This window comes from Suttonella sp. R2A3, assembly GCF_021513215.1.
In the GTDB taxonomy this organism is placed as follows: Bacteria; Pseudomonadota; Gammaproteobacteria; order Cardiobacteriales; family Cardiobacteriaceae; genus JAHUUI01.
Window position 1 is genome coordinate 1,960,642 of sequence record NZ_CP090975.1, and the last position, 22,410, is coordinate 1,983,051.

Genomic DNA, 22,410 nt, shown 5'->3' on the forward strand with positions numbered 1-22,410 from the left:
AAAACCAGCCACCACCTGCCTATCATACGATATGATCGGGCTGGGTTTTGCCACAAAATGCGCTAATATTCAGCGCACCTTGTGCGAGGCTGGCCAGTGTGGCGGTTGTGCCAGCGAGCGCTGGTTTTGTAGTGATATCTTGCTGCCAATATTCGCAATAGATACGCAGCGTGACGCCACGGGTATCTGTGCCTGATAAACGGCAAATAATTCGTGCTTGGGAACCAAACTGGACTTGTAACCCTTGTCCTGGAGTCGTTTCACCATTGGTTGGATCGGTGTAATTAAATTGTCCTGCAGAAGTGATGGTCAGACCGTGGTGGGTTTGGCCAATGTATTTAGTGAGATCGCGCTCTAAGCTGGCAAGCATTTTCGTTGCTGATTCTGGATCGAGCCCACTATAATCAAAGCGATTAAAATGGTGTCGTCCGTAGCGTTGCCAATGTTCATGGATCAATTGATCTGGGGTTTTGCCGCTCACTGCGAGGATATTTAACCAGCATAAAATGGTCCATAGTCCATCTTTTTCGCGAATATGATCGCCACCTGTGCCGAAGCTTTCCTCACCACAAAGTTGAATGAGCTCAGCATCAAGCAAATTAGCGAAGAATTTCCAACCGGTTGGGGTTTCGTAGCAAGTCAGGCGCTGCGCGCTAGCGACCTTATCAATCGCGCGACAGGTAGGCATTGAGCGTGCAACGCCGCGAAGTGTGCGTAAGCAGGGGATATCTGCGTGATGATCAGCGATTACCGCTAAACTATCACAAGGGTTGATCACGCCATCACGACCGCTGATCAGATTCCGGTCGCCATCACCGTCACTGGCAGCGACTAACACAATACGTTCATCTTCAGTCATTTTGTGCTTGAGTTCGTCGATACGATCGGGTGCAGGGTCAGGATGCTTGCCGCCGAAATCGGGTAGTGGGGTGGTATTGAGTAAATAGGTTTCATCAACGCCCAGTGCATCAACGAATAGTGCCTTTGCATAAGGCCCAGTGACAGCGTGTAAGGCGTCAAAGGCAATACGGTATTGTTCCAGCCAGCGCTTGATCGCCGGGAAATCAAAGCATTCTTGCATCAAAGCCACATAATCGGTGGTGGCGCTGATGATACGGATTTTGGTATCGCCTAAGCGGGTGTCGCCTAATTCGGATAGATCGATCGCCCCATTATCGGTGGTGATATAGCCATCAAGGGCAAGGCTTTGCTGATAAATCGCTTCGGTGACGTGTTCCGGCGCTGGTTCACCACGTTCAAGGTTCACTTTAATCCCGAAATCGCCGTCTGCGCCGCCTGGATTATGACTCGCGGATAAAATCATCCCGTAATCGGCTTGGTTTAAGCGAATCAGGTGTGAAGCGGCTGGTGTTGAGAGTAGTCCATTTTGGGTGATGATCAACGCTTTTGCGCCTTGTGCGACGGCCATGGCGATAATCGTTTGCAACACGGCTTTATTATGAAAACGCCCGTCGCCACCAATCACCAACGTTTTACCGGCAATGCCCAAAGTATTAAATACTGCTTGGATAAAATTCTCGCTGTAGTGCGCTTTTTGAAAAGTCTGCGTGGCTTTGCGCAAGCCAGATGTTCCGGGACGCTGATCGCTAAAAGGGGTGCTGGTGATATATTGGGTTCTCATAAAATCTCTAATCGCCGAACAAAAGAATCATTGTAACTAATTATAGTGATTAATGTGGTATTGGCTGTTTATGTGTGGTGAGATGTAGCGTTTTCGTATATCAATGATGGTTTTAAATAACGCCTTTCTTGGGGGGTGAAATTAAATCAGGGCACAAATAGGCATTTAATATTCTGTTGTTCAGTATCCATGTTGGATTATGATGATGTATAGGAAATGCAATAGAGTATTTTTATGATTAGTTCCGTTTCTTTCTTTTCTGATGATTTTGGAAGTTTTTTTATAGCGGTATTCTTGCTGATATTGTGTGTTGTCTGTGTGATTGGGTTGTTCATTTATCGTATAACCAAAGAACGTCATCAAACACGACCGCATAAGTCTACAGCGGCATTAATAGGTTTGCTGTCTATGATGCTTGGATTGGTATTGGTTATTGCGGTGCATCTTTTTGCTGATCCGCTGATTAGCAAGGCATGGGCTAACTACATGATATTTTGGATACTGGGTGTATTTTCTTTGTATCCCATAACAGTTTCTTTTTATAAGAAACGTCAGCGTCACGATTAGTTGATCGTGATAATTATTGGTAAGTGATCTGATTGGTTGAAGCGGCTGACGTGGCTGGAGGCGTTAAGCGTGCCCTTATATAAGGCGTGGTCTAGAGCTTTTTTAGGTTGCCAGGCTGGAAATGTGGCGCTGCCATTACCGAGTAAACGCCAGCCGCGCGCCTGCATGGCTTTAAGCGGCGCGCTTTGTGGGGTGCAATTGAAATCCCCACACAGGATCACTTGCTCATAGCTTCTTAGTTGTTCGTTGATAAAATGCAGCTGATGTTGCTGGTCGGCAGTCCCCAGGCTTAAATGTACGTTAGCAATGACCAGATCCTCAACCAGTACCGCGAGTACGCCACGCCCGGAAACCTTGCCCGGTAGTGCGCAATCCAATACAACCTCAAAAGGTTTTTTACTTAAAATCATGTTGCCATGTAACGAGAGTTTGCTGATGCGGCGGTTGGTTTGTGTGGTGTAGTATTTGAAATCGGTTAGTGCATCGAATTGCTCGGCATGGTTTTGAAAAGCGTTGCGCAGTCCACCGAGGTCGATTTCTTGTAAACACGCCACATCAAAGCGGTTTAGATAAGCTGCAATCTGCTCTCGGGTTTTTTTCTTACTCGGTAAGGGGAGAAATTGACGCGGCCACTCATAGCTATAGGCTAGGTAGTTGCGGCTGTTGATGGTGGCTTGAATATTATAACTAACGATGTGCATAGCGCTTGCGTAAGATACTTGGGCTTTTTATGATAATACCTCAATATTATTGGCTAGGATGAAACCATGACCATTGCTGAAGGGCTAACCCTTGCGTATTTTGCCATAAATGTGGTGTGTGCGCTGCGGGTGATTTATTCTCCGCGCGCAAGTAGCGCCGCCCTTGGCTGGATTGTGTTGCTCTTTTTAATCCCTTTTGTCGGTACAGCGGCTTATTTACTGATTGGCGAGCCGCGCTTAGGTAATAAGCGTGCGAAACGCACCCAAGAAATGCAGAGGTTTTATGATGCGTATCAGCGGCGTTTTGTTGGTGAAAAAACACCGAGTAATAGTGCGATTGCCCCACGGTTTAATCAATTGGTTCAACTCGCTGAACATCGCAGCGGCATAGGGCTTGATAGCGGTAATGATGTTGAATTATTACATCGTGCAGACGATATGCTTATTTCTATGCGCAAAGATATTGAAGCCGCGCAATATTCGTGTTTGTTGATGTTTTATATCATCGATGGGCAAGGTCGAGTTAATCCTGTGTTAGAGGCACTGATGAAAGCTGCCGAGCGCGGAGTGAATTGTCAGCTGCTCGTAGATGATGTTGGCAGTAGTGCCTTTTTAAAGAGTGCATGGCCGGCGCGTCTACGCGCCTCAGGCGTTGAACTCACCAACTCATTACCTGTGGGCCTACTTAAAACGTTATTTGTGCGTAGCGATTTACGTAATCATCGTAAATTATTGATTGTTGATTATGAGATCGCCTATACCGGTAGTTTTAACCTGGTTGATCCGGCCTTATTTAAACAAGAGGCCGGGGTGGGCGAGTGGCGTGATGCGATGTTGCGTTGTCGTGGGCCGGTAGTGCTGACCTTGGCCGGGATTTTCTACGGCGATTGGGCGGTTGAGAACGAACACAACCTGCAAGAAACCCTGCAAAGGTTGTCGTATTACAAAGGGATTATTGGTGATTACTTACCACCATCAGTCGGTGAGGCATTGCTGCAAGTGATTCCTTTTGCGCCGGATCGGGAAACGTCTGTGATGTACGATACCTTGGTTAATGCGCTCTATCATGCGCGCGAGCGTATTATTATCTCGACGCCGTATTTTGTGCCAGATGAGCTGCTATTTACCGCGTTGCAACATGCAGCCTGGCGTGGGGTGAATGTGACGCTGATTATGCCGCATAGAGTAGATTCTTGGCTGGTACGTAAAGCCTCACGAACGTATTACAAGCCACTGCTTAAAGCGGGCGTTAATATCGCCCACCATCAAGATGGCCTGCTGCACACTAAAGCGGTGCTGGTTGATGATGTCTATGCGCTTTTTGGCACGATGAATATGGATATGCGCAGTTTCTTTTTAAATATGGAATTGTCGCTAGCGGTGTATGATAAAAAAACGGTGGCTGCAATTGATGGTCTGTTGCATAGTTATTTGGCGCAAAGTTGTGCGGTCAATTTGCAGCAGTGGGAAAAACGACCTCGGTTGCAGTATTTTATTGAGCGTGTGGTGCGTTTGGCGAGCCCATTATTGTAGGAGACCTTAATGCGTTATCTGGGTTATTTAGGCGGGTTGATTCTCTCCTCATGGGCATTCGCTGAGGCAGATTTACCGATTGCGCAAAAAGATGGTGCGATTATGAGTACCCAAAGTAAGTTTGTTGTTGATCACTCAGATAAACCGATTGTTGAGGAAATTCCCGCGCATATGCTAACCAGCAATGATCGATTTTTGACCCTGAGTGTAGAAAATGATTATTTCGGTAGCGGTCAGGATCGTGATTACACCAATGGTTTGCGCCTTACCTATTTTAACGTTGGTGCGGATCAGCCATTTTATGTTGATTGGATTGACCAGATTACCCCAACCTTTGAACGCAATAAAACCACCACCTCTTATTTTTCGTTTGGTCATAACCTCTATACGCCGAGCGATATCACGCGCACCGATTTTGAACCGCTTGATCGGCCATATGCGGCTTTTCTTTATGGATCAGCTGGGGTGTCTACGATTACCAATCGCCATATGGATAATGTCGAGCTAACCTTTGGTATGGTCGGCCCTTCGGCATTAGGGAAACAGGTGCAAACCGAGTTTCATAAATTTAAAGGCAGCGATCTTCCGCAAGGCTGGCGCTACGGATTAAAAGATGAACCGGCGCTGATGCTTTCCTGGGAACGCTCATGGCCGGGGCATTACACCGTGCAATGGGATAATAATTTAAACCTGCGTGTGTCACCACACGTTGGGGCCACATTGGGTAATGTGTATACCTATGCTAATGCAGGAGTGACGGTGAATATTACGCCAATGAGCGCCCGTTGGCAGGATCAGCCGGTGCGTGTGCGTCCGGCGATTCCCGGCAGTGGCTACTTTGATAATGGTGATCGTAACTACGGCTGGATGATTTTTGCTGGTTGGGATAGCCGTTTAGTGGCGCGAAATATCTTCCTTGATGGGAATAGTTTTAAAGACAGTCACAGTGTGGATAAAAAATGGCTGGTGCATGATGCGGCCTTAGGCGCAGCCTATAGCTATCACAACTGGCGCTTGAGCTATTCGCTCAACTGGCGCAGTAAAGAATTCAACTCTCCGCTGGCCGATGATTCTGTCTTTGGCTCGCTATCAATTAATTACCGGTTTTAATCGCTATGCGCGTACGAATCAAAATGTGTGGTTTGCGTTTCCCTGCTGATGCGCTCGCGGCTGCGCAAGCTGGGGCTGATAGTATTGGCTTGGTGTTTTATCCACCATCAAAACGCGCCGTCTCAGTTAAACAAGCTGCGGATATTGTGGCCGTCTTACCAGCTTATATCTCAGTAGTGGGGCTGTTTGTTGATCCGAGCGCAGAACAAGTCGAAGAGGTCTTAGCACAGGTTCCCTTAGATGAATTGCAATTCCATGGCCAGGAGACACCAGTATTTTGTCGACAGTTTATGCGCCGATATAATAAAGCGATTCCAATGAACACACTAAAGCACAAAGATGCGATAGTCGATTATATGAACGATTATCCTGAGGCGAGTGGTTTTTTACTCGATGCCTTTGGTGGGGCGCAAAGTGGCGGCAGCGGAAGGCGCTTCGATTGGTCGTTGATTCCCGAGGACAGACAAAAGATTATTATTGCTGGCGGATTGAACGCTGAAAACGTTGAGGCTTTAATAACGCAATATCGGCCGTATGCGGTTGATGTCAGCTCGGGGATTGAGTCAGCGCCGGGGGTTAAATCGCCTGAGAAAATGCAGGCTTTTGCAGCAGTGGTTTATTCAGCAAGCCACTAGCATAATGGTTTAGCGATAAAAAAACTGCCCCAAGTGGGGCAGTTTTTGTCGGGTTAATGACTGAATTATTCAGACATTGGGCTTGGTGGAACAACCTGTTCCATCAAGTCATTATTCCACTCACCATCAACGCGGATTTGTGAAATCGCGCCAAGGTCAAGCGCCTCAATCAGGTTGTGTGAGAGGTAGACATAAGTGCCAGGTTGCTTGAAGGTATACATCGCAGCACCGGCAGAGCCTGCACCAATGATCCAGCTTTCCAAGTCTTGTGCAGGAGTGTCTGCTAAGTTACCACGCTCCCAAACATACTCACCATGACCACCGATGAGGTGTGGGTAAGATGGGCGGTTAGATTGTGAGTGATAAATCATGATGGTTTCGCCAACTTTTGACGTCATCGCGTTATCACCAGTTAGCTGCCCTTTGCTTTCGCCGAACACAACGTGAGTCGGAATTAAGCCATCCATCACTTTCTTATCATCAGCATAAGATTCAGCAGGGGTTGCATAGCGCTTGTATTTGCCATTTTCATCGCGTGGGAGGTAGAAATCCTGTTCGCCGATGTAAAACGCTTTGTCATAAGTCAGCTGATTACCATCTTTATCTTTCAGGCCTTCTTTAGGTAAGACTGTAATTGCACCGTTCATGCCGTGGACAACGTGCCATGGGATCATTGTGCCACCAGGGGCGCAGTGATACACAAACACGCCGGGTTTGATTGCTTTGAAGCGTAATACGGTTTCCTGACCTGGGGCTACAACGGTTAAATCACCGCCACCTAGCGCACCAGTCGCTGCGTGGAAATCGATGTTGTGAACGAGCTGGTTAGAGCTTGGATTCTTCAAGGTTAATTCAACATAATCGCCTTCATGAACAACGATCATTGGCCCAGGAACACTACCGTTAAAGGTAAATGCCCACATAAACACGCCAGGCTCGACCTCGATTTCTTTTTCTTCGATGACCATTTCCATCTTAACAACCCGCGCTTCAGCCGGTGGCTCTAAGCTGTGCTCAGGGGTCGCAGGTGGGGTAACGAGCGTTTGAGTTACGTGCTCTAAATTACTTAAGTCTGGTGAAGGGGTGCCAACTTCATAGCCATCAAGGCCACCAGTGTGACTTTCTGCAAGGGCGCCAGTTGAAGCAATGGCTAAAGCGAGAAAGAGTTTACGCATAACTGTTCTCCTATGGTTTCAGTTACATTCATTATACAAAAAAGCAATCTTATTTGACTTGATTTACATCAATTTTCTTAAAATATCGATAATATCTAATACTAATAGGTTATTAATAACTCTAATCGTTTGCTTTATTGATATTTTAGGGTGGTAAATGGGTATCCTGTTGATTATTTATGATTATCTCAAGGTTAGATAATTTGTGCGCCCACAATGGGGCGCTGATTGTTAGCGTGTCTGAGTAAGGTGCGTTATAGCGCTTTATAACCCAAACAACATAAGCATAGACTATAGTAACACGGAATTATTAATAGCAGATAGTATTCGTCGTGCCCATGCGGATAAAGCCAACTTCAGCGATACCTTGCAGGGGGATATCCGGCAAACGCACTTGTCTTTGTAGGTCATAACGCATCAATCGATTAGAGCGTTCTGTGCCAAAAAGTAACAATTTAGAATCGCCACTGACCCACATATCGGAGATATCTTCTTGGTGGTCAAAACTAAAAACCACGCCTTTACTGGAGTGATCAAACGGGTAGATGCCAATATGTTGGTCGCCGCTAACAATTAAATATTGATCGAGCCAACCGCTTTTAAACTGACGTGGGGGAAACTGACCTTAAAATCTTCAGGCTCATCGCTTTTACGTAGATCGTAAATCTTTAAATTACCGCGTTTATCGCCAAAAATCACATGGCGGGTACCGTTATCGATATAAGGTTCTACCATTGGCTCATTGAGTGGCCGCGAATCATACATTGGACCAGTGGTGATCGTTTTGCCGCTGTCGTTAAAATAGATAATACCTTCATCTGCATAGTAGGTGTTAAAGGCGATAATCTGATCTTCAAAACTTGGCGCACCGCGACCAAAGCCGCGTGTATCACCGATATCAATCGCTTCCCAACCTTCTTCTGGCTTATCAAAGCGATAGCGATAGATGATTGGCGTACGCTCTTGGGTGACCCATATGGTTTGGCTATAGACACTAAAAATGGTGTTAAACCGGGTGTAAAGATGCTGGAATTCGCGTTCAATCACATTCAGTTCACCACGCTCGTAATCCAAGGTGGCCACTTGTTTTTCTAACACAATCACCAGTTTGCTGGTGTTAGGGATAAACACCAAACGATAAGCCTTGGCTGGTAAGTCAAATAGCTCAATTTCGCGGGTTTGTAAGTTCATGACGTAAACGCCATGGGTGAAACGGTCACTAAAGGCTAAGTACGGACGATCGGTGCTTGCGGCAAGAATCTTTGCGGTAACTGGGAGTTTTACTGTATCGATTTGTTGACCGCTTCTAAGGTCTACCACTGCTAGATTCGGAAACCCTTTGCTGCTGATGAATGCGTAGTCAGTCGGGCCATAAAGGCTTTTAGGCGCTTCTGAAAAAGCCTGTGTGGCAAACAACAGGGCGCAGAGGACGACGAGCAGACGACTGATCATGGCGGTTATTCTTTCAATGGGTTAGCGCTCACTGCGGCTTCAATACCTTGGGTTAGGTTGTCTGCGCCACTTTGATAATCAAAAACATCTAACAGGTTGCCTTGATTATCGAGCAAATAAATATAGGTTGAGTGATACACGGTGTAGGCGCCATCAGGAAGCTCGTCTGGGTTGAGCTTTTTGCCATCAAGTTGGTAACCATAGCTGGCACTAAAACTTTCTACCGCTGCATCAATGGCCTCGCGTGTGCCGCCTAGGCCGATAATCCGTGGGTCAAAATAATCCACGTATTCATTGAGCCTTGGTACGTCATCGCGTTTAGGGTCGATGGTGATAAAAATGGGTTGGATGTTATCGGGGTTGTTAATTTTTGCCAGCATTTGCTTCATATCATAAAGCGTGGTTGGGCAAACATCAGGACAATTGGTAAAACCAAAAGCTAAAAGGATATAGTGATCGGGGAAACTGGTTTCAGTAATAATTTGTTCATCAGGGCCAACGAGTTCAAATTGATAATCAGAATCTGCGTGCGCGATACCGATAATCAGTGATAACGCGAGGGTGATTCGAGAGAAAAAATGAGTCATGAGAAAGCTCCTGTAGTGATGATAGGGCATCCCGGTCGAGCCGACTAACGATTGATACGCTAAGCGCTTCGCTCATTGGCCCCCATAAAGCCATAACAGACTTTATGGGGTGTGTTAACTAACACAGTTTGCATCAATAATTATTCATCTCGACGATAGGATTAATGCCCAAGTGATGTTAATAATCCATTGTATCATTTTTGCGGTATTTGCCCATGACACCGAGCACAATCTGCGCGGTGACGGCAAAAGCACCAATGATAAAGACTACATCCCCGAAGGTACGAATCCAACGCAAGGTGACGAGGATATCGCTTTGCATGAATTCTTCGCCACGGGCATACCACAAGCCATGTTCAATCGCTGCATAGGCTTGGATTACACCATGTGGTAATAAGGTCATAAACATCATCATTGCCAAACCAATATTTAATCCCCAAAAAGCAACCTTCATGAGCTTTTCGTTAAACTGCATGTCAGGGCGAATATAACGCAAGATCAAGAGGATGAAGCCAAGGGATAAGAATCCATACACCCCGAATAACGCTGCGTGAGCATGGTTAGCCGTGGTGTTTAGACCTTGGATGTAGAACAATGAAATCGGTGGGTTAATTAAGAAGCCAAAGACCCCAGCACCAAGCATATTCCAGAAGGCGACCGCGATGAAGCACATCAATGGCCATTTAACCCGAGCCATCCACGCAGCACGTGATTGCATGTGCCAGTTTTCATAAGCTTCGTAACCTAAGATCACCAATGGAACCACTTCTAACGCTGAGAACATCGCGCCAACCGCCATCACTGGGGTGGTGGTGCCTGAAAAATAGAGGTGGTGGAAGGTGCCCGGGACGCCGCCAAGCATAAACAGGATGGCAGAAAGGATACTCGCTGAAGTGGCACTGCGTACCCCAACCAAGCCCATGGTGTAGAAAATAAAGGCGATAGCGACTGTGGCAAATACTTCAAAGAAGCCTTCTACCCACAGATGCACGATCCACCAGCGCCAGTATTCCATGATTGATAGGTTAGTGTGTTCGCCGTAGAACAAGCCTGTACCGTAGAACAAACCAATCGCACCAATCGATAGGGTGAGCAAGATCAACAGATGGTTATCACCAGGCGCTTTGAGTGCTGCCCAAACGCCACGGAGCATAAGCACTAGCCAGAAGATTAGGCCGATATAGAGTGCTAACTGCCAGAAACGGCCAAGCTCTACAAATTCATACCCTTGGTGACCAAACCAGAAGTTCAACCAGCTTGGCATCCAGCCTTTAATCGCCACAAACTGACCTAAGAACGATCCACCGACCACAACCAGCAAGGCAACAAAAAGAACATTCACACCAAGTGCTTGGTATTTAGGATCACGGCCGCCGTTAATAATCGGCACAAGGAACAGGCCCGCAGCAAGAAACGCCGTAGCAATCCAGAAGATCGCACTTTGAATATGCCAGGTGCGGGTTAGAGAGTACGGGAGCCATTGTGAGACTGGAATGCCGTAGAATTCTTGTCCTTCAACAGTGTAGTGCGCGGTAAAGCCACCAAGCAACACTTGAACGCAGAACAGCGCAACCACCACTAACAAATATTTCCACAACGCTTTTTGTGAAGGGGTTAAGGTGACTAACGATAAAGGATCTTGTTTGGGTGCAGTAGGCACTTCCGGATCTTTTTCTGAATAGAACGCCCACAACCAAATGACCATGCCGACACCGAAAACCAGTAACACAACGGATGCCACAGACCACATGATGTTTTCAGTGGTTGGGACGTTGTCGATAATTGGCTCATGCGGCCAGTTGTTGGTGTAAGTCACATCCATGTTCGGACGGTTGGTTGATGCAGCCCAAGATGACCAGAAGAAGAATCCTGTCATTTGTGCACGTTTATCCGCATCAGACAGTGTGTTTTCTTTCATCGCAAAATGCTCACGACTCTTTTGATACTCAGGATCATCACCAAAAAGTTTGTCGTAATACACAGCAGTGTTTTTGATCGCTGCAATACGCTGATCAGAAAGGGTGACAGCACCGGACTCTGTGTTGTAGGTGTTTTCGCGGAAGGCTAATTTGGCGCGCAATTCAATCAATGATTGATTTTCTTCGTCTAACGCATCGTAGGACTTACCAAATTGCTTTTGCGCTTCGATATCCATCCAGCTGAGCAACTCACGGTGTAACCAATCAGCTGTCCAATCTGGTGCTTGATAGGCGCCATGCCCCCAAACGGTACCAACCGACATGCCACCAATCGACTGCCAAGCGCTTTGGCCGGCAAAAATATCGTCTTGTGAATAAATCGTTTCGCCACTTTCGCTGACAAATGTCTGCGGAATGGGCGGCGCTTCGCGATAAACCTCGCGACCATAATAACCGAGCACCGAAAAAGTTATCACCATGGTGATAACTAACGTTGCCCAGAGCCATTTATAGGATTTCATAACAACCTCATAACCTTATAATGAAGAACACAGAGAGCGTCTCTGCCTGGGTCATAAAATAATCTTTGCCTTGCTATCTCAATCGATGAGCGATCTAAGTGTTTGATCGTATTGATAGGTTTGGCAACGATACTTTATTAGGCGATATCGTAAAATTTTAGTGCTATTTATGCCTTGACTAGAGTCAAGAAAGATAAAATTATTTCATTGTTATTTGTTGCGTTGTTAGTGGCCGTGGTTGGGCCGCTAAAAAAGCAGGATGGTGTGGCTAACAATCATTAGATAGTGTTATTGGGATGACGTATGGGCGTTAATACCGATACAATAGTTTCTTTTTGGGGAGTAATTATGGTCGAAGACCTTTATCTCAAGATTCGTGAAATCGAACACGATGATTATCCGCAAATTAAACAGTTAATGGATCGCGTATACCACGATATTGGTGGTGCCTGGCCGGAGCAAACCATTCATCAGTTGGTCGATGAGTTCCACGAAGGTCAGATTGCGTTGTTTGACCACGATCGCTTGATCGGCATGGTGCTTTCGGTACAAGTCGATTATAAAAAATTCTCTAATCCGCATACCTATGACGATTTGATTGGCCAAAGCGAAACCATCCTTAATAATCCTGATGGCGATGCGATTTATGGTTTGGACGCGCTGATTGATCCGGATTATCGTGGTTATCGCTTGGGTCGACGTTTGTATGATGCGCGTAAAGAGCTGTGCCGTCAGCATAACTATCGGGCGATTTTAGCCGGTGGACGGATGCCGAATTATCATCAAGAAGATGGCATGAGTCCAGCGGACTATATTGAGGCGGTTAAAGGTCGGGAGATTTACGACCCGATCTTGTCGTTCCAACTAGCCAATGAGTTTATTGTTAAACGCGTGCTGCATAAATACCTGCCCGAAGATGATAAATCGAAAGGGTTTGCCACCTTGCTCGAATGGAGCAATATCTATTACGAACCGCAAGATTACAGCGCAAAAACGGGCAAAACAGAAGTGCGTATCGGAGGGATTCAGTGGCAGATGCGTGAGGTGCAATCCGCTGATGAGCTGCTACAACAAGTCGAATTCTTTGTTGATGTGATGGCTGATTACAACGCGGATTTTGCTTTGTTACCTGAGTTCTTTAACGCGCCATTGATGGGGCTAAGTGAAGATACCGATCAAAACGTCGCGATCCGTTTTCTCGCGGATTATACCGAGCATTTTAAAGAAAAAATTTCGCATATGGCGGTGAGTTATAACGTCAATGTGATCACTGGCTCGATGCCGCTTGTTGAAGAGGATACGTTGTATAACGTCAGTTATCTCTGCCGACGCGATGGCACAGTGGATGAACAGCGTAAAATCCACATCACCCCACATGAACGTAATTCATGGGTGATTGAAGGCGGTGATCGCGTGCGGGTATTTGATACAGATGCTGGGCGGATTGGGATTCTGATTTGCTATGACGTTGAGTTTCCAGAATTGGCACGTTTGATGGCGCTCGATGATATGGATATTTTGTTTGTACCATTTTGGACGGACACCAAAAATGGCTACCTGCGGGTGCGCCATTGCGCACAGGCTCGGGCGATTGAAAACGAATGTTATGTGATGATTTGCGGTAGCGTGGGTAACTTGCCACAGGTGGAGAGTTTGGATATTCAATACGCGCAGTCTTCGATATTTTCGCCGTCAGATTTTCCGTTTCCACACGATGCGATCATGGCCGAAACGACCCCCAATACCGAGATGATTTTCTTCTCAGATATTGATTTGGCCAAGCTCAAGCAAGTACGTGCTGAAGGCTCGGTGCATAATTTAAAAGACCGTCGTAGCGATCTCTTTACCTTAGATTGGAAAGCGAAAGCGAGAATGTAAGGATGATGAATACGCAGTTTCTGGTCGCAGACATTGGCGGAACACACGCCCGCTTTGCGCTGAGTATGCCCGATGGGGTGCTCAGCGAAATTGATTGTCTGCGCACTGCGGATTTTCCTACTATAGAAGAAGCTATTCGTGCGTATCTCTCCGCACACAGGGCATCGGTTGATCATGCAGTGATCGCGATTGCTACACCGATAACCAGTGATAGGGTGGCGATGACCAACCATCATTGGGCGTTCTCTATTCGCGCGCTACAAGACAGTCTTGGTTTGCAACGACTTTTGGTAATTAACGATTTCAGCGCACAGGCGCTCGCGGTTTTATCGTTGCAAGATCATCAATACTGCACGATTTGCCCAGGTATTATCGATCATACGGCGCCAAAGGCCGTGCTTGGTCCGGGCACGGGGCTTGGTGTGTCGGGTTTGATTCGAGGTGATGGTGGTCGCTGGTGTGCACTTGCTGGCGAAGGCGGACATGTTTCGTTTGCCCCACAAACGGAAGATGAATGGCGTGTGTATCAATACGCTCGCCGTCATTATCCCGAGCATGTTTCAGCCGAGCGTTTACTCTCTGGCAACGGACTAAGTTTGATTGATGCGGCACTTGCTGATGCAGGAGAAGCGCACACTAGGCGCCGCGCTGAAGAAATTGGTGCAGCAGCGTTTGCCGGAGAGTTGCAAGCCAGGCACGTATGGGATGTGTTTCACGGCATGCTGGCGAGCGTCGCAGCTGATTTAGCGCTAACCTTGGGCGCACGTGGTGGGGTGTATTTGTGTGGGGGTATTTTGCCACGCAGCGTAGATTTACTCACAAACGGCGTTTTTGCCGAGCGTTTTGTCGCCAAAGGGCGCTGTCGTGATTATCTGGCTGATATTCCTGTGTATTTATTGCTTCATGATGATTGTGCCGGGCTTTATGGCGCAGCCACAGCGCTAAGCGAGGAATGCCGTCATGCTTAAAGTGAACGAGAAAACCAATCGCCACCGTGGTGTGGTGCAGACCGCGTGGCTAAGCATTATCGGCAACACACTGCTGGCCTTGATCAAAGGGATAACCGGTGTTTTTGGGCATTCGCATGCGCTGATAGCCGATGCTATTGAATCAACCAGCGATGTTTTTTCCTCGATTTTATTGCTGTTGGGTTTGCGTTTTGCGCAACGTCCGGCTGATGACAATCATCCCTACGGGCATGGACGCGCAGAATCGCTCACCACCTTTATCATTGTTGGCTTTTTGCTCACCTCGGCAACGATTATCGCCCTAGAGAGTATCGAGAAAATTCGTACGCCGGTTGAAGAGCTACCCGCGCCTTATACGCTGATAGTGCTTGCTGGTGTGATCATTGTCAAAGAGTTGCTGTATCGAGTGTTTGATCGTCGTGGTAAAGACAATCATAGTTCAGCGCTGAGTGCGGAAGCGTGGCATCATCGTAGCGACGCGATCACATCCTTAGCAGCTTTTATCGGTATCAGTATTGCCTTAATTATGGGCAAAAATTGGGTCACAGCTGACGCATGGGCTGCGCTGTTTGCCGCAGGGATTATCTATATTAATGCTTGGCGAATTTTCCGCCCGGTGTTGGGTGAAGTGATGGATGAAGATAATCATAATGAACTGCGCGAACAGATTGTCGCTTTGGTTGGCGCTTCGCCGGAAGTGGTACGCGTGGATGAATGTCTTATCCGTAAAATGGGCAGTGAATATATCGTTGATCTGTGTATTGTTGTGCCAAGCGATTGGACGGTTAAAGATATATGTCTACATAACGGCGCATTACGACAAAACCTATTTAACGAACACCGCTTAATCAGTCGGGTGTTTATCGAGGTATATGCAAAAGGGTGCCTTGATACCAGGCATTAAGATTATCTTCTTTGTTCATATCTAAGTGTGTTTAAAAGGTTACTTAAAAAGGATGTGCTATGTACGCGTCTTTTTAGCTAGGTGTTATGCTCTATTGAGTCATTTTTGAGAGATTTAGAAATGGATAGATTCTGGGAAGATGCGTATGACTGGTTCTATCAAATGAATTTGGGTGGTTCAGTGAGGTGATTTTATCCAAGCGTATTCAACCATGAAACTAGCAGGTGACTACCCTAGCTTTTTGAAGATGCTTTGGGATGTGTTGTTGTTTAGGTGGATGTAGACTGACCTTTTTATTGTAAATTAGCTTTGTTATCGCTTACTTTACACTGTCACCCATGAAAAATTGGTTTAAGTACGGTCCTTGGGGTGAGGAAAATGCAGGTTGGAGCTATGACAAGTTAGTTGCTGAGTACCAAAAGGCGGCACAGAACATCGAAATAGATATTGATGAGAGTGATGATAAAAAATGATAAGTGATTTGACAGGCCGAGAAGCTATTTACTTTACAAAAGATGGTTATGGTTTTGTTGGCAAGCCTTATGACAATCATCAGATGCCTTTAAACCAAAGTGTAAAGCATGATGTACCTTTAAGACCACAGCGTACAGTCATACAGTTCAACAGTACATATATGGAATTAATAGACAGGTGGGATGCAACTAGGGGTGAAGTGGCTTCTTGGTTTAGTTTATTTCTTGGTGGTTTTCTAGCATTAACAAGCATGCTTGCATACTTTATCGTTGATATGGCTAAGAACTATTCTGAAAATATAGGCTATATAGTTTTTATAGGTGTCTTGTTCTTGCCGTCTATATTGTTTGTATTTTTTTGCTACAAAGTTCTTCGTTTGGAGGTTTTTAGCCATCGTTACTTTCCACTGCGCTTTAACCGTAAAACAGGCAAAGTTCATGTATTGCAGGCCACTGGTAAAGTGCAAACCTTCAACTGGAAGACACTTAAAATAAACATGGTGCATCCAAGAAATGACCAATGCTATGTACGCTGCTGCGAGGTAGATAACAACAACATTATTCAAAAAACTTTTTCTTTACCTTTTATTTCCAGTTATACAGATGAGGATTTAATCAGCCACTTTGAATTTGTTAACCGTTACATGCAAGCTCGCACTGACAAAGACTTAGCCGAAGTAGCTAGTAGTATTCGCTATCTTTTTCCTGTACATGAGCGAAGAGAAACAATAAAAGAAAGCTTTGAGCATACTCAGTTTGAGTATCATCATGGCTATGAAAACATGGAGTACCCAGAACAAAGCTTTAAAAAAGACTGGACATACTATATAAACACGCCGTTTATGTTCTTGAAGTTCCTTGGCAGATTGCTTTCAGTTTATACCAGTAAACAACCCACGTTTTCTGCTGAGATAGAAGCACAAAGCACCATCGACCCTGATGATAAGTTTGACTTAAACAAAAACCCACCTGTACCTGAACTCATCAAACCACCAACCCTGATAGACAGGCTGGTATCTATCATTATGTTTGTCGTGGCGTTGGTAGTATCTTTGTCTATCTTTGCGCTGGTGCTAGACGCATTTTCAACCATGAGACCAGCAGGTGACTATCCTGGTTTTTTTAAAGGTCTGTGGGACGTGCTGTTATTTAGGTGGCTCAACTTATGAATATATACAAACTTATGAGTATTTATAGCTACAGACAAGAGCGTAATATAGACGTATCGATTGAACTGCCTTCAAAATTCAATTTTTGATTCAAACACGATACTTTTTTTAATGTTGTCTTGACCTCTGCAGTAGTTAAAATCTGACTTAACGGGTTGTTTTTCTTAAGATATTCATTAAAATCAAGGGCTAGATTATAGTATCTTCTAATTTTGTATCTTAAATAATTTACTTCAATAGTTGTATATAGCTCATCATCAATTATATTTTGCGTTTTATGAATCTTATTAAATCTATTCAACACATTATAAATATAAGCATCACCTCCCTTAATAAGAACCTTCGGTGAGGGATAATACCTATTAGCCATGCTGTAGTGATTCCAAGCTTTACCATAATGACCTTGAGAAAAGAACTCATCTCCAGACTTTTCAAGTCTCAATAATGTTTGATACGCTTCAGCTATATTTTTATCTTTATTGATGTTTTCCCATAAAGTAATGGTGTCATCTAGAATCTCTTTGTAACTCTGGTACGTCAGCAAGCTATTATCAAGTCCAGAATTGACCAACTTGGGTTCATTAGCTGGGTCAATACTACAACCCAATACCAGAACTGCTGACAACATTACTTTTTTCATCTGCTACTCTCAGACAATTATTAACTGTCGAACTTATTTAGTGTTGGTTTGCCTTCACCGATCCCCTAAATCAGTACCATGCTTAGATAGAGTTTTCTTGAGTATTATGCAGACTTTTTTGCAAAGATTGAAGGTGATAGAAGCTTAGTGCTATGTGGTTGTTTGTGGGCGCAATGATGTTGGTGTTGCCGCTGGAGTTTATATTTTATTGAGTATTTGGCTGAGTTCTACCAGATTGTAAATGGGGTGTCTATCTGATACCAGTATTAGCACACGGTGCCGTTAAGAAAGCGTATTCTCATAATGAGGGTGCGTATATAGAAGTGGGGAGAAGTAAAAATGGCCCGCCCGAAGGGATTCGAACCCCTGACCTTTGCCTCCGGAGGGCAACGCTCTATCCAGCTGAGCTACGGGCGGAAGGCGCGCATCATAGCACGCAGCGTGTTCAAACTAAAATTTTTTATAGCGAGAGAATAAAAAAGCCCTGAGAATTCAGGGCTTCAGCTTGGCCAGATTAGAATCCAGCTTGTTCTTCGAGTTTATTAACAAAATTTTCTTCTAAGTTGAGTGCATCAGCTAGTTCGTACAAAAAGACAATTTCTTTACGGTCTAAATCGCCACATACCATGCGAGCTGCGAGGTAGTTTTCAGCGGCAAGTGCTTTATCATTACCAATACGTGCGGCGATTTGTGCCGGTGTGCTTGGGTTGTTTACTTGCTGCTCTAGCCACATTCTGGCTTCGTGATCGCTGTGATCGACTTCAGACAGAATCGCTTGTTTTTCCTGTGCGTCAATGCGTCCATCAGCGCTTGCTGCAGCGATCATGGTTTGTAATAAAATTTCGCTGTTTTGTTCCACTTCTGCAGGTGCACGCTCTGAAGTGGGTTGTAGTTGTGCGCTGGTGCCGCCTTGTTGGCCTTGCCATGATTGATACGCTTTATAAGCGAGAGAACCAAGCGCTGCAAGTGAGCCATATTTAGCCATACTTTTGCTCATTGATCCGCTTTTTCCGCCCATCAGCATGCCGAGTAGGCCGGTTGCTGCTGCGCCACCACCAAAGCTGTTAAGCCAGCCAAACTGGTCTTTGGCGGATTGGTTTTGATTGCCACGTGACGCGGTGTTGCCATCGTTCATCATGCTCTGACCAGCAGAAAGAACATTATTAAGTAGAGAATTAAGATCCATGTATGTTTCCTTAGGTTGGAGAGAAAACCACTACCGCTTATTGCGACAGCTTGGTGGTTATCCTATCATAGAAGCAGCAATAGTCTGTATGGCAGATGATGCCTTTTATGATGCTTTTCTCTTAATTGTTCGTTAAAAAACCAGCTTATGGCGCAAAAAAATGCATTTGGAACCGGATTTGCCTTGATCACTCTATTAGGGTTGGCCGTTCTATTTTATTTCTATACCACCGATTATTTCTCAAAAGCACATAACCCCAATCAAAATGTGATGATTAACCAGTCTTCAGGTGAGCTTGTGCTTCAAGTTTCCCAAGATGGGCATTATCGTGTTGATGGTTTGATTAATGGCTATCCTGTGGTGTTTATGTTAGATACGGGTGCGAGTGGGGTGGCGTTAAATGAAGCGCTTGCTAAAAAAATCGGTTTAGAGAAGGGCATGCGCGGCCAATCGTCAACCGCCAACGGCCTGACGCATAACTGGATCACCCATATTGATCTCTTAGATATGGGCGGTATTCAAGTGCGCGATGTTCGGGCATCGATTTTGCCGAATATGGATGATGAAGTACTTTTGGGGATGAATGTGCTTGGGCAACTTAATATCCAACAAAGTAACGGTGAGTTACGTCTTTCCCAGTAATAAAAAAATCCCTGCACCAGGCAGGGATTTTGGTCAATAAATAACGCCGCTATTAAGCGTGTGCTTGTTCAACGCGACTGATGACCTCGTCAGCGATAACCTCTTGAATGCCTTGATCAAGGTGGCTGGTAAAGCCAACGCATGAGCAGTTGATCTCGCCAAGGACATAGGTATCGTTACCATCAGCGTCCCAATCAAGCATGAAGTCTGCTGTCCAGATCAGCGGAATATCAAAGCCGCCAAGCTTATCGGAAATAATCGGCAGAGAATCGTTGAATAAGGTCATTAGATCAGCCCAGTCTTCGGGCTTATCGTAGGTGTATTTTGCACCGGAAAATAAGGTGGCGGAAAAAGCGTCTTCAGCATCAGCAGGCTTTTTATGAACCACAAAAATCGGCTGTTCACCAATGAGCAGGATGCGGATTTCGCCTTCCTTAATACGTGGCATAAAGCGCATGTCGACAAGCATCCCATTATCGCCAACGATATATTGCTCACAAAAAATCATGAACTCTTCTAGCGTTGGGTATTCAACATGATTGTCCACCGCCTCAGTGCATTTAAGTTTGGTGTCTAAAGGCAGACTATCACCAGGCTGGTAATCGACGCTTTCGCTGATCTGTACACGCCAAATACCTTCACCAGTCGAGCCGCGGTTTTGCTTAAGTACACGCTCGCCATGGGAAATACTTTGCGGGAAGATTTTTTTAAAATCTTCGATCGTGTAATACGCATAGGTATCTTCAGGAACAAGGTCGGTTTGTGCGAGTTTAACCAAGGCGTCTTTTGCGCCAAAATTAATCATCGCATCCGGGTGCGACATACCAACTAAGCCAGCATCAGATAGTCTGCGCAGGGTTTCAAAATAAATCTTTTCACCATGTTCAAGGTTGCCAGGATTGATGCGGCTGATATAACCATCGAAGCGATCATTACAGTAATCAAATATCTCCCCAGCCCACTGGTCACGAAAATACACAATTTCACACCCCCAGCCTTTTTGCTTGATCGCATCGAGGATAGGTAAGGTATCTTTGCGGTGGCCGTTAAACGTTTTGTCCGAGCCACCTTCGGCCTCAAAAATTACAATACTTTTTTTCATAAATAGGCAATCCTTATGTTGATAAATGAGTAACCCTCAATAGTCGATTGTAACAGAATTATTAAAAAACGGTATATTTATAACTCAATTTACACTCAGGATTTTGCCATGTTCTTGTTTCGAAATTATATCGTAAGTTGCCTTGATTGCGTTGTTTACCGCGTTATTTCATCGAGGCAGTATTTCGTAAATATTTTCCAGTGGTCGTCCCAAGCGTACGCCTAGGGGTGTAACGACAATCGGACGCTCAATCAATTCGGGATGTGCGGCTAATGTGGCGATAACTGCTTCATCGTCTTGGGCTGTGATGCCCAGCACTTTGGCATCTTTAGCGCGAATCAGCGATGATGCACCGCCGGGGACTTGTGCAGCAAGTGCACGCAGTGTTGGCTCGTCAGGTGCGTCTTGTAAGTATTCAAGAACAATGGGTGAAAAATCATGCTCTTGAAGGTAGGCGAGGGCAGCGCGCGATTTTGAGCAGCGCGGGTTGTGATAAATAGTAATACTCATAGTGACTCTTGTTACGTATCAATGATCAATCAGGTACAATAACAGCTTTGTGATTATGCCTAAAGGATCGATTATGACCGAAGCCGAGATCCGCGCCTTAGTAGCGGATAAACTCACTGCGACCGAAGCATTGATGCATCAGGAAATGCATGCTGAAGTGCCGTTGGCAGAATTGGTGATGGCGTATGCGATTGGTAATGGCGGCAAGCGTTTTCGCCCTTTGCTCACTTTGCTGGCTGCTGGCGTTTGTGGCTATCAAGGCGAGGATGATGTGCTCGCGGCGGCGTTTATTGAATTTATTCATAATGCAACGCTCCTACACGACGATGTGGTGGATGAATCTTCCATGCGGCGCGGGCAAGATTCAGCAAACATTGCCTTTGGCAATGCAGCGAGCGTCTTAGTTGGAGACTTTCTTTATACGCGTGCGTTTCAGTTGATGGTGCGTACTGGTGAATTTGCGATTTTAGACACTATGGCTGATGCCACCAACCAGATTGCTGCTGGTGAAGTGATGCAGTTATCTAATGTGCATGATCCGGATGTGGATGAGGCACGTTATTACCGGGTGATTGAGCTAAAAACGGCGGTATTATTTGCTGCAGCCTGTCAGGTGGCCGGACAAATCGCTCAAGAAGATAAGGTGCGTATTGAAGCGCTTGCTGACTATGGCCGTAAACTGGGTATGGCGTTCCAAATTATGGATGATTTGTTGGACTATACTGGCGAGGCGCAAGCGATTGGTAAATCGCTGGGTGATGACCTTGCTGAAGGTAAACCCACTTTACCGATTATTCGTGCACAAGCCCAATTGCCAGAAAGCGATCGTCTGCGTTTGCGTGAGATTATTGAGCAGGGCGAACGTGAGGCCATCGAAGAGGTGATTGGGATGATCGACCGAACCGATGCACTCAGCTATAGCAAGCAGGCGGCGCAACAATTAAGCGAGCAAGCGATCGCCTCCCTCGAGCCATTTGCCGATAGCGCGTATAAAGCCGCGCTGATTACCTTAGCCGAACAAGCAACCGCGCGCGCTTTTTAAGCGCATTTTTTCTATCGCATCAGGGGTTCGATCAGCTCTATGGTATGATGCGTT

The 22,410-nt window shown here is 45.7% G+C and carries 22 protein-coding genes and 1 tRNA gene; 11 read left to right on the forward strand and 12 right to left on the reverse strand.

The window, feature by feature from the left end:
* Positions 1-22: 22 nt before the first annotated feature.
* Entirely contained in the window at positions 23-1,642 is a 1,620-nt protein-coding gene (locus L0B52_RS09430) for an alpha-D-glucose phosphate-specific phosphoglucomutase (RefSeq protein WP_235064464.1), read from the reverse strand.
* 234 nt (positions 1,643-1,876) lie between these two features.
* Between L0B52_RS09430 and L0B52_RS09435 the strand changes: the two genes are divergently transcribed.
* Positions 1,877-2,209: a hypothetical protein gene (locus L0B52_RS09435; protein WP_235064465.1), complete on the forward strand. Its 333-nt coding sequence runs from the start codon at positions 1,877-1,879 to the stop codon at positions 2,207-2,209.
* On the opposite strand, the gene L0B52_RS09440 is transcribed toward L0B52_RS09435, so the two are convergent.
* Entirely contained in the window at positions 2,206-2,910 is a 705-nt protein-coding gene (locus L0B52_RS09440; RefSeq protein ID WP_235064466.1) for an endonuclease/exonuclease/phosphatase family protein, read from the reverse strand. The two genes, L0B52_RS09435 and L0B52_RS09440, sit on opposite strands and share 4 nt — an antisense overlap.
* A gap of 66 nt (positions 2,911-2,976) precedes the next feature.
* Here L0B52_RS09440 and cls point away from each other — a divergent pair, with 66 nt between their 5' ends.
* Genes cls through L0B52_RS09455 form a run of 3 tightly spaced genes read left to right on the forward strand, consistent with a single transcriptional unit; the run spans position 2,977 to position 6,188 of the window.
* Complete coding sequence (cls, locus tag L0B52_RS09445; protein WP_235064467.1) at positions 2,977-4,443, forward strand: cardiolipin synthase; 1,467 nt, start codon at positions 2,977-2,979, stop codon at positions 4,441-4,443.
* A gap of 9 nt (positions 4,444-4,452) precedes the next feature.
* Entirely contained in the window at positions 4,453-5,553 is a 1,101-nt protein-coding gene (locus L0B52_RS09450; RefSeq protein WP_235064468.1) for a lipid A deacylase LpxR family protein, read from the forward strand.
* A 5-nt stretch (positions 5,554-5,558) separates the two neighbouring features.
* Complete coding sequence (locus L0B52_RS09455) at positions 5,559-6,188, forward strand: phosphoribosylanthranilate isomerase (RefSeq protein ID WP_235064469.1); 630 nt, start codon at positions 5,559-5,561, stop codon at positions 6,186-6,188.
* Positions 6,189-6,253: 65 nt separating this feature from the next.
* On the opposite strand, the gene nirK is transcribed toward L0B52_RS09455, so the two are convergent.
* From nirK to L0B52_RS09480, 5 genes are all read right to left on the reverse strand, one after another.
* The gene (gene nirK, locus L0B52_RS09460; protein ID WP_235064470.1) at positions 6,254-7,363 is read right to left on the reverse strand and encodes a copper-containing nitrite reductase; all 1,110 of its coding nucleotides are present in this window, start codon (positions 7,361-7,363) and stop codon (positions 6,254-6,256) included.
* Positions 7,364-7,673: 310 nt separating this feature from the next.
* A complete protein-coding gene (locus tag L0B52_RS09465; protein WP_235064471.1) occupies positions 7,674-7,880 on the reverse strand; it encodes a hypothetical protein in 207 nt (68 codons plus the stop codon).
* Between the two features lie 56 nt (positions 7,881-7,936).
* Positions 7,937-8,815 carry a hypothetical protein gene (locus tag L0B52_RS09470; protein ID WP_235064472.1) on the reverse strand — a complete coding sequence of 293 codons (879 nt, stop codon included), beginning with the start codon at positions 8,813-8,815 and terminating at the stop codon, positions 7,937-7,939.
* A gap of 5 nt (positions 8,816-8,820) precedes the next feature.
* Complete coding sequence (locus L0B52_RS09475) at positions 8,821-9,402, reverse strand: SCO family protein (RefSeq protein ID WP_235064473.1); 582 nt, start codon at positions 9,400-9,402, stop codon at positions 8,821-8,823.
* 178 nt (positions 9,403-9,580) lie between these two features.
* On the reverse strand, positions 9,581-11,842 hold the full coding sequence (locus tag L0B52_RS09480; RefSeq protein WP_235064474.1) for a nitric-oxide reductase large subunit: 2,262 nt from the start codon (positions 11,840-11,842) through the stop codon (positions 9,581-9,583).
* A 348-nt stretch (positions 11,843-12,190) separates the two neighbouring features.
* Between L0B52_RS09480 and L0B52_RS09485 the strand changes: the two genes are divergently transcribed.
* The 5 genes from L0B52_RS09485 to L0B52_RS09500 all read left to right on the forward strand — a co-directional run bounded on the left by L0B52_RS09485 (position 12,191) and on the right by L0B52_RS09500 (position 17,234).
* Positions 12,191-13,720, forward strand: coding sequence for a carbon-nitrogen hydrolase family protein (locus tag L0B52_RS09485; RefSeq protein WP_235064475.1), 1,530 nt, complete (start codon positions 12,191-12,193; stop codon positions 13,718-13,720).
* 5 nt (positions 13,721-13,725) lie between these two features.
* The gene (gene glk, locus L0B52_RS09490; RefSeq protein ID WP_409202350.1) at positions 13,726-14,688 is read left to right on the forward strand and encodes a glucokinase; all 963 of its coding nucleotides are present in this window, start codon (positions 13,726-13,728) and stop codon (positions 14,686-14,688) included.
* Complete coding sequence (locus L0B52_RS09495; protein WP_235064477.1) at positions 14,681-15,592, forward strand: cation diffusion facilitator family transporter; 912 nt, start codon at positions 14,681-14,683, stop codon at positions 15,590-15,592. The genes glk and L0B52_RS09495 overlap by 8 nt, the downstream gene beginning before the upstream one ends.
* A gap of 338 nt (positions 15,593-15,930) precedes the next feature.
* Entirely contained in the window at positions 15,931-16,065 is a 135-nt protein-coding gene (locus tag L0B52_RS09630) for a hypothetical protein (RefSeq protein ID WP_260088551.1), read from the forward strand.
* A gap of 8 nt (positions 16,066-16,073) precedes the next feature.
* Positions 16,074-17,234 carry a DUF6708 domain-containing protein gene (locus L0B52_RS09500; RefSeq protein WP_235064478.1) on the forward strand — a complete coding sequence of 387 codons (1,161 nt, stop codon included), beginning with the start codon at positions 16,074-16,076 and terminating at the stop codon, positions 17,232-17,234.
* A gap of 28 nt (positions 17,235-17,262) precedes the next feature.
* Here the strand turns inward: L0B52_RS09500 and L0B52_RS09505 are convergent, their stop codons facing one another.
* The 3 genes from L0B52_RS09505 to L0B52_RS09515 all read right to left on the reverse strand — a co-directional run bounded on the left by L0B52_RS09505 (position 17,263) and on the right by L0B52_RS09515 (position 19,060).
* Positions 17,263-17,874: a hypothetical protein gene (locus L0B52_RS09505; protein ID WP_235064479.1), complete on the reverse strand. Its 612-nt coding sequence runs from the start codon at positions 17,872-17,874 to the stop codon at positions 17,263-17,265.
* Positions 17,875-18,214: 340 nt separating this feature from the next.
* Positions 18,215-18,291 (reverse strand) — tRNA-Arg (locus tag L0B52_RS09510).
* A gap of 97 nt (positions 18,292-18,388) precedes the next feature.
* Positions 18,389-19,060, reverse strand: coding sequence for a tellurite resistance TerB family protein (locus tag L0B52_RS09515; protein ID WP_235064480.1), 672 nt, complete (start codon positions 19,058-19,060; stop codon positions 18,389-18,391).
* Positions 19,061-19,207: 147 nt separating this feature from the next.
* On the opposite strand from L0B52_RS09515, the gene L0B52_RS09520 reads away from it, so the two are divergent.
* Entirely contained in the window at positions 19,208-19,702 is a 495-nt protein-coding gene (locus L0B52_RS09520; protein ID WP_235064481.1) for a TIGR02281 family clan AA aspartic protease, read from the forward strand.
* A gap of 52 nt (positions 19,703-19,754) precedes the next feature.
* On the opposite strand, the gene L0B52_RS09525 is transcribed toward L0B52_RS09520, so the two are convergent.
* Together L0B52_RS09525 and L0B52_RS09530 are read right to left on the reverse strand one after the other, a co-directional pair.
* Positions 19,755-20,804, reverse strand: coding sequence for a Cj0069 family protein (locus L0B52_RS09525; protein ID WP_235064482.1), 1,050 nt, complete (start codon positions 20,802-20,804; stop codon positions 19,755-19,757).
* Positions 20,805-20,972: 168 nt separating this feature from the next.
* Positions 20,973-21,314 carry an ArsC/Spx/MgsR family protein gene (locus L0B52_RS09530; RefSeq protein WP_235064483.1) on the reverse strand — a complete coding sequence of 114 codons (342 nt, stop codon included), beginning with the start codon at positions 21,312-21,314 and terminating at the stop codon, positions 20,973-20,975.
* 73 nt (positions 21,315-21,387) lie between these two features.
* On the opposite strand from L0B52_RS09530, the gene L0B52_RS09535 reads away from it, so the two are divergent.
* Positions 21,388-22,356 (forward strand): polyprenyl synthetase family protein, encoded by a 969-nt coding sequence (locus L0B52_RS09535; protein ID WP_235064484.1) that lies wholly within the window; start codon positions 21,388-21,390, stop codon positions 22,354-22,356.
* Positions 22,357-22,410: the final 54 nt, after the last annotated feature.

Excerpts from the sequence above, each read along its gene's own strand:
- L0B52_RS09630 (WP_260088551.1), top strand. The coding sequence starts at position 15,931 with ATGAAAAATTGGTTTAAGTACGGTCCTTGGGGTGAGGAAAATGCAGGT.
- L0B52_RS09475 (WP_235064473.1), bottom strand. The coding sequence starts at position 9,402 with ATGACTCATTTTTTCTCTCGAATCACCCTCGCGTTATCACTGATTATC.
- L0B52_RS09450 (WP_235064468.1), top strand. The coding sequence starts at position 4,453 with ATGCGTTATCTGGGTTATTTAGGCGGGTTGATTCTCTCCTCATGGGCA.
- L0B52_RS09430 (WP_235064464.1), bottom strand. The coding sequence starts at position 1,642 with ATGAGAACCCAATATATCACCAGCACCCCTTTTAGCGATCAGCGTCCC.
- L0B52_RS09455 (WP_235064469.1), top strand. The coding sequence starts at position 5,559 with ATGCGCGTACGAATCAAAATGTGTGGTTTGCGTTTCCCTGCTGATGCG.
- L0B52_RS09535 (WP_235064484.1), top strand. The coding sequence starts at position 21,388 with ATGACCGAAGCCGAGATCCGCGCCTTAGTAGCGGATAAACTCACTGCG.
- nirK (WP_235064470.1), bottom strand. The coding sequence starts at position 7,363 with ATGCGTAAACTCTTTCTCGCTTTAGCCATTGCTTCAACTGGCGCCCTT.
- L0B52_RS09485 (WP_235064475.1), top strand. The coding sequence starts at position 12,191 with ATGGTCGAAGACCTTTATCTCAAGATTCGTGAAATCGAACACGATGAT.
- L0B52_RS09440 (WP_235064466.1), bottom strand. The coding sequence starts at position 2,910 with ATGCACATCGTTAGTTATAATATTCAAGCCACCATCAACAGCCGCAAC.
- L0B52_RS09480 (WP_235064474.1), bottom strand. The coding sequence starts at position 11,842 with ATGAAATCCTATAAATGGCTCTGGGCAACGTTAGTTATCACCATGGTG.
- L0B52_RS09530 (WP_235064483.1), bottom strand. The coding sequence starts at position 21,314 with ATGAGTATTACTATTTATCACAACCCGCGCTGCTCAAAATCGCGCGCT.
- cls (WP_235064467.1), top strand. The coding sequence starts at position 2,977 with ATGACCATTGCTGAAGGGCTAACCCTTGCGTATTTTGCCATAAATGTG.
- L0B52_RS09505 (WP_235064479.1), bottom strand. The coding sequence starts at position 17,874 with ATGAAAAAAGTAATGTTGTCAGCAGTTCTGGTATTGGGTTGTAGTATT.
- glk (WP_409202350.1), top strand. The coding sequence starts at position 13,726 with ATGAATACGCAGTTTCTGGTCGCAGACATTGGCGGAACACACGCCCGC.
- L0B52_RS09435 (WP_235064465.1), top strand. The coding sequence starts at position 1,877 with ATGATTAGTTCCGTTTCTTTCTTTTCTGATGATTTTGGAAGTTTTTTT.
- L0B52_RS09520 (WP_235064481.1), top strand. The coding sequence starts at position 19,208 with ATGGCGCAAAAAAATGCATTTGGAACCGGATTTGCCTTGATCACTCTA.
- L0B52_RS09525 (WP_235064482.1), bottom strand. The coding sequence starts at position 20,804 with ATGAAAAAAAGTATTGTAATTTTTGAGGCCGAAGGTGGCTCGGACAAA.
- L0B52_RS09470 (WP_235064472.1), bottom strand. The coding sequence starts at position 8,815 with ATGATCAGTCGTCTGCTCGTCGTCCTCTGCGCCCTGTTGTTTGCCACA.
- L0B52_RS09495 (WP_235064477.1), top strand. The coding sequence starts at position 14,681 with ATGCTTAAAGTGAACGAGAAAACCAATCGCCACCGTGGTGTGGTGCAG.
- L0B52_RS09515 (WP_235064480.1), bottom strand. The coding sequence starts at position 19,060 with ATGGATCTTAATTCTCTACTTAATAATGTTCTTTCTGCTGGTCAGAGC.